At 62.1% G+C, this 6,704-nt stretch carries 6 protein-coding genes; 4 read left to right on the forward strand and 2 right to left on the reverse strand.

Annotated elements, in window-relative coordinates; genetic code table 11:
- Positions 1–317 precede the first annotated feature (317 nt).
- The 4 genes from AAC083_RS15370 (at position 318) to AAC083_RS15385 (ending at position 5,267) form a co-directional block, all read left to right on the forward strand.
- Entirely contained in the window at positions 318–2,003 is a 1,686-nt protein-coding gene (locus tag AAC083_RS15370; RefSeq protein ID WP_042034229.1) for an aspartate:alanine antiporter, read from the forward strand.
- 248 nt (positions 2,004–2,251) lie between these two features.
- A complete protein-coding gene (locus tag AAC083_RS15375; RefSeq protein ID WP_108537051.1) occupies positions 2,252–3,217 on the forward strand; it encodes a tripartite tricarboxylate transporter substrate binding protein in 966 nt (321 codons plus the stop codon).
- A gap of 46 nt (positions 3,218–3,263) precedes the next feature.
- Positions 3,264–3,725: a tripartite tricarboxylate transporter TctB family protein gene (locus AAC083_RS15380; protein ID WP_108537052.1), complete on the forward strand. Its 462-nt coding sequence runs from the start codon at positions 3,264–3,266 to the stop codon at positions 3,723–3,725.
- Between the two features lie 9 nt (positions 3,726–3,734).
- Entirely contained in the window at positions 3,735–5,267 is a 1,533-nt protein-coding gene (locus AAC083_RS15385) for a tripartite tricarboxylate transporter permease (protein ID WP_042034225.1), read from the forward strand.
- Positions 5,268–5,376: 109 nt separating this feature from the next.
- Here the strand turns inward: AAC083_RS15385 and AAC083_RS15390 are convergent, their stop codons facing one another.
- Complete coding sequence (locus tag AAC083_RS15390; protein WP_042034224.1) at positions 5,377–6,051, reverse strand: response regulator; 675 nt, start codon at positions 6,049–6,051, stop codon at positions 5,377–5,379.
- A partial coding sequence (locus AAC083_RS15395) for a sensor histidine kinase (RefSeq protein ID WP_146181694.1) occupies positions 6,052–6,704 on the reverse strand: 653 nt, incomplete at its 5' end.

Here is a 6,704-nt window from a genome sequence, read left to right on the forward strand (position 1 = left end):
ACCCAATACCGGTTTCCATTTCGGTCCACCCCCCCCAGTCAGATATGCTGAAAAAATACGAAACCTGGCCGCCAAACAGCAGGTAATAAATTTTCAAGCGGGTTGTACGGGCCGGGAGTGCAGATAGCAGGAATCACTCATTGACAGCGGGGCAAACAGACGAAAATAGAGGTTATTTTCCTGCCAGCCCCGAGGTTTCCCTCGACCATGGCAACAGCGGGACGCTTTACTGCCGATTAATCCCCCTTTGACACTTCTTTATTGATGAGGGATCCGGCACAATATCGGCCCCACTTTTTTCCTCGGTTTTTCCGGGCATGACCATAGATTTCGTGACACTGCTACATCAAAGCGACTCCCTGCTGCTGTTCGTGGTACTGGCCTTCGGCCTGCTACTAGGCAAAGTCAGAGTCGGTAATTTCCAGATTGGCAACACCATAGGCGTGCTGTTTACCGCCCTGCTGTTCGGCCAGATGGGCTTCGAGTTCACCGCCACCACGGAGAACGTCGGCTTCATGCTGTTCATCTTCTGCGTGGGTATAGAGGCGGGACCGCACTTCTTCAGTGTCTTCCTGCGCGATGGCATCCACTACATCACCCTCACCCTGGTGATCCTGCTGACGGCATTGCTGTTGACGGTGGGACTGGCCAAGTTCTTCAACCTGGGGCCAGGCATGGCGGCAGGTATATTGGCCGGTTCACTCACCTCGACCCCGGCCCTGGTGGGGGCACAGGATGCCCTGCGCAGCGGCCTGCTCAACCTGCCCCACGGCACCGACATGCAACCCGTGCTCGACAACATGGGGATCGGCTATGCCCTGACCTATCTGGTGGGTCTGGTCGGACTGATGCTGGTGGTGCGCTACCTCCCCTCCCTGGCACGGCTGGACCTCAACACCGAGGCCCAGAAGATAGCCCGCGAGCGGGGGCTTTCCGACAGCGAGAGCCGCAAGACCTATCTGCCCATCATCCGCGCCTACCGGGTCGGCCCCGAACTGGCAGCCTGGATCGGGGGACGCACCTTGCGTGAAACCGGCATCTATCCCCACACAGGTTGCTATGTGGAGCGGATCCGTCGCAACGGCATACTGGCAAGCCCGGATGGTGACGCCGTCATCCAGGAGGGGGACGAGATCGCCCTGGTCGGTTATCCCGAGAGCCACGAGAAGCTTGACGTCAACTATCGCAACGGCAAGGAGGTGTTCGACCGCAACCTGCTTGACCTGCAAATAGTCACCGAAGAGATAGTGGTGAAGAACGATGCTGTGGTGGGCCGCCATCTGGTGGAGCTCAACCTCACCGAGAAGGGCTGCTTCCTCAACCGGGTGGTGCGCTCCCAGATCGAGATGCCGTTCGATCGCAACATCATGTTGCAAAAGGGCGACGTGCTGCAGATCAGTGGCGAGAAGCAGCGGGTCAAGCTGCTGGCCAACAAGATAGGCTTCATCAGCATCCACAGCCAGACCACGGATCTGGTGGCCTTCACCACCTTCTTTGTGCTGGGTCTGCTGATCGGTTCCGTCTCCCTGGTGTTCGGTCAGCTCGAGTTTGGTCTGGGCAACGCCGTCGGCCTACTGCTGGCGGGGATCCTGATGGGCTACCTGAGAGCCAACCACCCCACGGTCGGCTATGTGCCGCCGGGCGCCCTGCGCCTGGCCAAGGATCTGGGACTCGCCGTCTTTATGGTGAGTACGGGTCTGAAAGCCGGTGGCGGCATCCTCGATCACCTCAGTGAGGTGGGTATGGTGGTGCTCTTCTCAGGCATGCTGGTGACCACGCTGCCAGTGCTGGTGGGCTACCTGTTCGGGATTTGGGTGCTGAAGATGAACCCGGCCCTGCTGCTGGGGGCCATCACGGGCGCCCGCACCTGTGCCCCGGCGATGGATGTGGTCAACGAGGCGGCCAACAGCTCCATCCCTGCTCTCGGCTATGCCGGCACCTATGCGGTGGCCAACGTCATGCTGACCCTGGCGGGCTCCTTCATCATCGGCTTCTGGTTCTAGCACAGGATCGCACCACAACAAGAAGGGAGCCATATTGGCTCCCTTCTTCATTTCTCCCCCCATCACCCGCACGCAGCGTCGACCCACAGCGCCGCTTCTCACCCGGCCTAACCAGACGAAGCCTCTCATACCGCCATGACCAGAATGAACACAATGACCACAACAGCCTTAATGGCCATTACGGTCAGATTGTTTTACAACCCATCGCGATTAATTAACCTTCCCGCAACAATCCAAAGGAGTACACCATGTTGCAAGGAACCCTCAAGCGCACCCTGCTCTGCTGCCTGCTTGGCGCCAGCCTCGGCGTGCAAGCCAAGATAGATGAGATTCATTTCCTGATCCCGGGTGGCGCCGGCGGTGGCTGGGACAACACGGCCCGGGGCACGGGCGAGGCGCTAACCAAGTCCGGCCTCATCACCACCGCCTCCTATCAGAACATCTCGGCCGGTGGCGGCGCCAAGGCCATCGCCCACCTGATCGAGACCTCGGCCCAGTCCAACAAGACGCTGATGGTCAACTCCACCCCCATCATCGTCAAATCCCTCTCCAAGGAGCTACCTCAATCCTTTAGGGATCTCACCCCGGTCGCCGCCATCATTGCCGATTATCAGGCGCTGGCCGTGCCGCTGGACTCCCCCTACCAGAACTGGCCCCAGCTGCTGGCAGCCTATGAGGCCAACCCCGCCAAGGTGAAGATAGCCGGCGGCTCCGCCCGTGGCAGCCTGGATCACCTGGTGGCGGCCATGACCTTCAAGAATGCCGGGGCGGATGCCAGCAAGCTGCGTTACGTGGCCTATGACGCCGGCGGCAGCGCCATGGCAGCGGTGCTCTCAGGGGAAACCCAGGTGCTCTCCACCGGCTTTGGCGAGGCGATGGAGGCGGTCAAGTCCGGCCAGATGCGGATCCTCGGTGTCACGGCACCCGAGCGCATGCCGGATGCCAGCGAGATCCCCACCTTCAGCGAGCAGGGTAACCCGACTGTCTTTGCCAACTGGCGCGGCTATTTTGCCTCCCCCGCCGTCAGCACCGAAAAATCCGCCGAATTCGCCGCCCTGCTCAAGCAGATGTACGACAAGCCAGAGTGGGAAACGGTCCGGGCCCGCAACAGCTGGACCAATCTCTACCAGTCCGGTCCCGAGTTCACCGCCTTCCTCAACCAGCAGGAGCAGCAGATTGGCGGCCTGATGCGCGAGCTCGGCTTCATCAAGTGATCCCTCAACCTGTGGCGGGCCACTCCCGCCCATCGGAGTCATCGTCATGCACCTGACCAAGGAGCGATTCGGGGGGCTGCTGTTTTTGCTGCTCTCCCTCGCCTACGGCTATCACGCCACCCTGATCCCCGGCTACCCCGGGGACGAATATGAACCCTTTACCGCCAGCACCCTGCCCTATGCCCTGGCTGGCGTCGGCGCCCTGCTCTCCCTGCTGCTGATCTGCTTTCCGGGCGGGGAGCGGCTGCAGCGCGAAACGGGCAACTGGCGGCTGGTATTTGCCCTGCTGCTGCTGATGCTGGTCTATGGGCTGGCCCTCGGCTGGCTCGGCTTTCTCATCGCCACCACCTTGTTCCTCATCGGCGGGATCCGCTTGATGGGCGAGCAGAGCCTCGCCTTCGCCTGCAAGGTAAGCCTGCCCTTCACCCTCATCTTCTGGGCACTGCTGACCAAAGGGCTCAACGTTTACCTCGAGCCGGGTCGGCTATTCACGCAACTGCTGGGATAAGGAGAATCCATGTTAGACGGCATTTTGCAAGGACTGGGCACCGCCATGATGCCCATCAACATCTTTATGGTGATCGTCGGCTGCTTCGTCGGCACCTTCATCGGCATGCTGCCGGGCCTCGGGCCGGTCACCGCCATCGCTCTGATGATCCCCATCACCTACGGGCTGGATCCGGCCTCCGGCATCATATTGATGGCCGGGGTCTACTACGGCTCCATGTTTGGGGGATCCACCTCCTCCATCCTGATCAACACCCCGGGCTGCTCGGCCAGCATGATCACCGCCATCGACGGCTATCCACTGGCCTGCAAGGGACAGGCGGGCAAGGCGCTGGCCATCGCCGCCTACGCCTCTTTCACCGGCGGCACCCTGTCAGCCATCTTCCTGATGGTGGCGGCCCCCCTGCTCGCCAAGGTCTCCCTCTCCTTCCAGTCAGCAGACTACTTCGCCCTCATGGTGCTGGGGCTCTCCGCGGTGGCGGCGTTTGCCGGCAAGGGCCAGGTGCTCAAGGCGCTGATCATGGCGCTGTTCGGCATCATGCTCTCCACTGTTGGCATCGACCGCAGCGTCGGGGTGGACAGGTTCACCTTCGGCCTGCCGGACTTGCGCGATGGCTTCTCCTTCCTGTTGCTGGCCATGGCCACCTTCGCCCTGGCGGAGATCCTGATGACGGTATTGCGCCCGGGCAAAGACACCAGCAAGGAGGAGGCGAGCAAGATCCAGCAGCTCGGCTCCCTCAAGCTGAGCAAGGCCGAGGTAAAAGAGATAGCGCCGCCCATAGCGCGCTCCTCGGTGCTGGGCTTTCTTATCGGTGTGCTGCCGGGCGCTGGCGCCACCATCGCCTCCTTCATGGCCTATGGCGCCGAGCGCAACTTCGCCAGCAAGCGCAGGCAGGAGGAGTTCGGCAAGGGCAGCCTGACCGGTATAGCCGCACCGGAGGCGGCCAACAACGCCGCCTCCAGTGGCGCCTTCGTGCCCCTGCTGACCCTGGGGATCCCGGGCTCGGGCACCACGGCGCTGATGCTGGGGGCACTCATCGCCTACGGTATTCAGCCGGGCCCGCGCCTGTTCATGGAGCACCCGGAGGTGTTCTGGTCGGTGATCATCTCCATGTATCTGGGCAACGTGGTGCTGCTGATCCTCAACCTGCCGCTCATTCCCTATCTGGCCAAGATACTGCAGGTGCCGCGCCCCGTACTCATTCCCATGGTATTGCTGTTCTCGCTGATCGGGGTCTACCTAGTCTCTTTCAACACCATGGACATCTATGTGATGGTACTGGTAGCGCTGATCGCCATCGGCCTGCGCCTGCTGGACTTCCCCATGGCCCCCATGCTGCTCGGGTTCATTCTGGGGGGCATGCTGGAGGATAACCTGCGCCGGGCCCTGGTGATCAACGACGGCTCACTGAGCTTCCTGTGGGAGCGACCCATTACCCTCGGCTTCACGCTGGTGACTCTGGTGATGCTGCTGTTGCCAGTCTGGCAGTGGTGGCAGGCCCGTCGTGCACCGGCTGCCAGTCTGCAGTCCGATCCGACCTGAACCCAGGGTTTTCATGAAGCAAAAGAGCGCCGAAAGGCGCTCTTTTTATGGGGCAATTCCCATGCTGCCAGCATATCGCGACTGGCAGCTTGGTGCTGGCGCATCCGTGTTAGCGCTTCTGTATTGACTGATAGCGCCGCTCCGGCCGGCCCACAGTGCCATATTCCAGCTCCGGGCTCGCCAGCTGCTGACCCACCAGAAACTCCAGATAGCGGCGCGCCGTGGTACGGCTCACCCCCACCCGGTTGCCTATCTCCTCTGCGCTGGCCCCGACACTGGTCAATGCCGCCAGTACCCGTTGCAGGGTGAGCGCGTCTATTCCCTTGGGCAGGCCACCGGCCGCCACCTGCTGCAGCGGTGTACCGAACAGGGCATCCACCGCCTGCTGATCGATATCGGCAAGGGCCGCCAGGGCGGCGCGGCTCTCGGCATAGTTGCCCAAGGTATCGCGTAGCCGCTCGAACACCACGGGTTTGAGGATAAAGTCCACCACCCCGAGCCGCATCGCCTCCTGCAGGGCGCTCGCCTCCCGCGCAGCAGTGAGCAAGATCACATCCAGGCAGGCCCCCGCCTGGCGCAGTTCACGCAAGAGGGAAAAGCCTTCACCATCCGGCAGCCACACATCCAGCAACACCAGATCGGGTTGGAGGATGGCTATCTGCTCTCGGGCATCGAACAGGGTGAGCGCCACCCCCAGCACCTCGAAACCCGCCAGCCGCTGCACGAAGCGACGGTGGATCTCGGCGATGGCCGGATCATCTTCGACGATCAGGATCTTGATCACTCACACCTCCTTGGGAATGTAACAGACGACGCAACTTCCCTGCGCCGTGGCTTCGATGGTGATGGTCCCCTGCAGGGCATCCAGGGTCTTGCGCACCAGGGAGAGGCCGATGCCGTGACCGGGCTCGACCTTGCTGCTGACGCCGCGCTCGAACAACCTGTCCGCCAGGGCCGGATCTATGCCGCCCGCCCCGTCTTCCACCTCCAGAATGAGATCCTGGCCGAGATCGCTCAACGAGACCCGGATCGGCTGATAAGGCGCGCCGTGGCGACGGGTGGCCTCGAAGGCATTGTCGATGAGATTGCCCAACACTGTCACCAGCTGGGAACCGCTGACACGAAGGGGAATGTCGTGCAGATGAGCCTCCGCGTCGACCTCCAGCACCAACCCCAGCTCATGAGCCCTGTGATACTTGCCAAGCAGCAGCCCTGCCACCTTGGGCTTGGCGATGGCTCCCATCAGGAAGCTGAGCAGGGTCTGCTCGGTAGCGGCCTCCCGCCCGATGAAGGCGAGCGCCTCCTGGGTGGCACCAAGCTCGATCAGGCCGGCAATGGTGCCGAGCTGGTTGTTGTGTTCGTGGGTCTGTACCCGCAGCAAGTCGCTGTAGGCCTGCACCTGGGAGAGCTGAGCACTGAGCTCGGCCAGCTCATCCT

It is taken from the genome of Aeromonas sp. HMWF014 (genome assembly GCF_963878295.1).
In the GTDB taxonomy this organism is placed as follows: Bacteria; Pseudomonadota; Gammaproteobacteria; order Enterobacterales; family Aeromonadaceae; genus Aeromonas; species Aeromonas popoffii.

Bases quoted from the DNA above. Each gene is read 5' to 3' on its own strand.
- AAC083_RS15385 (WP_042034225.1), top strand. From the start codon at position 3,735: ATGTTAGACGGCATTTTGCAAGGACTGGGCACCGCCATGATGCCCATC.
- AAC083_RS15375 (WP_108537051.1), top strand. From the start codon at position 2,252: ATGTTGCAAGGAACCCTCAAGCGCACCCTGCTCTGCTGCCTGCTTGGC.
- AAC083_RS15370 (WP_042034229.1), top strand. From the start codon at position 318: ATGACCATAGATTTCGTGACACTGCTACATCAAAGCGACTCCCTGCTG.
- AAC083_RS15380 (WP_108537052.1), top strand. From the start codon at position 3,264: ATGCACCTGACCAAGGAGCGATTCGGGGGGCTGCTGTTTTTGCTGCTC.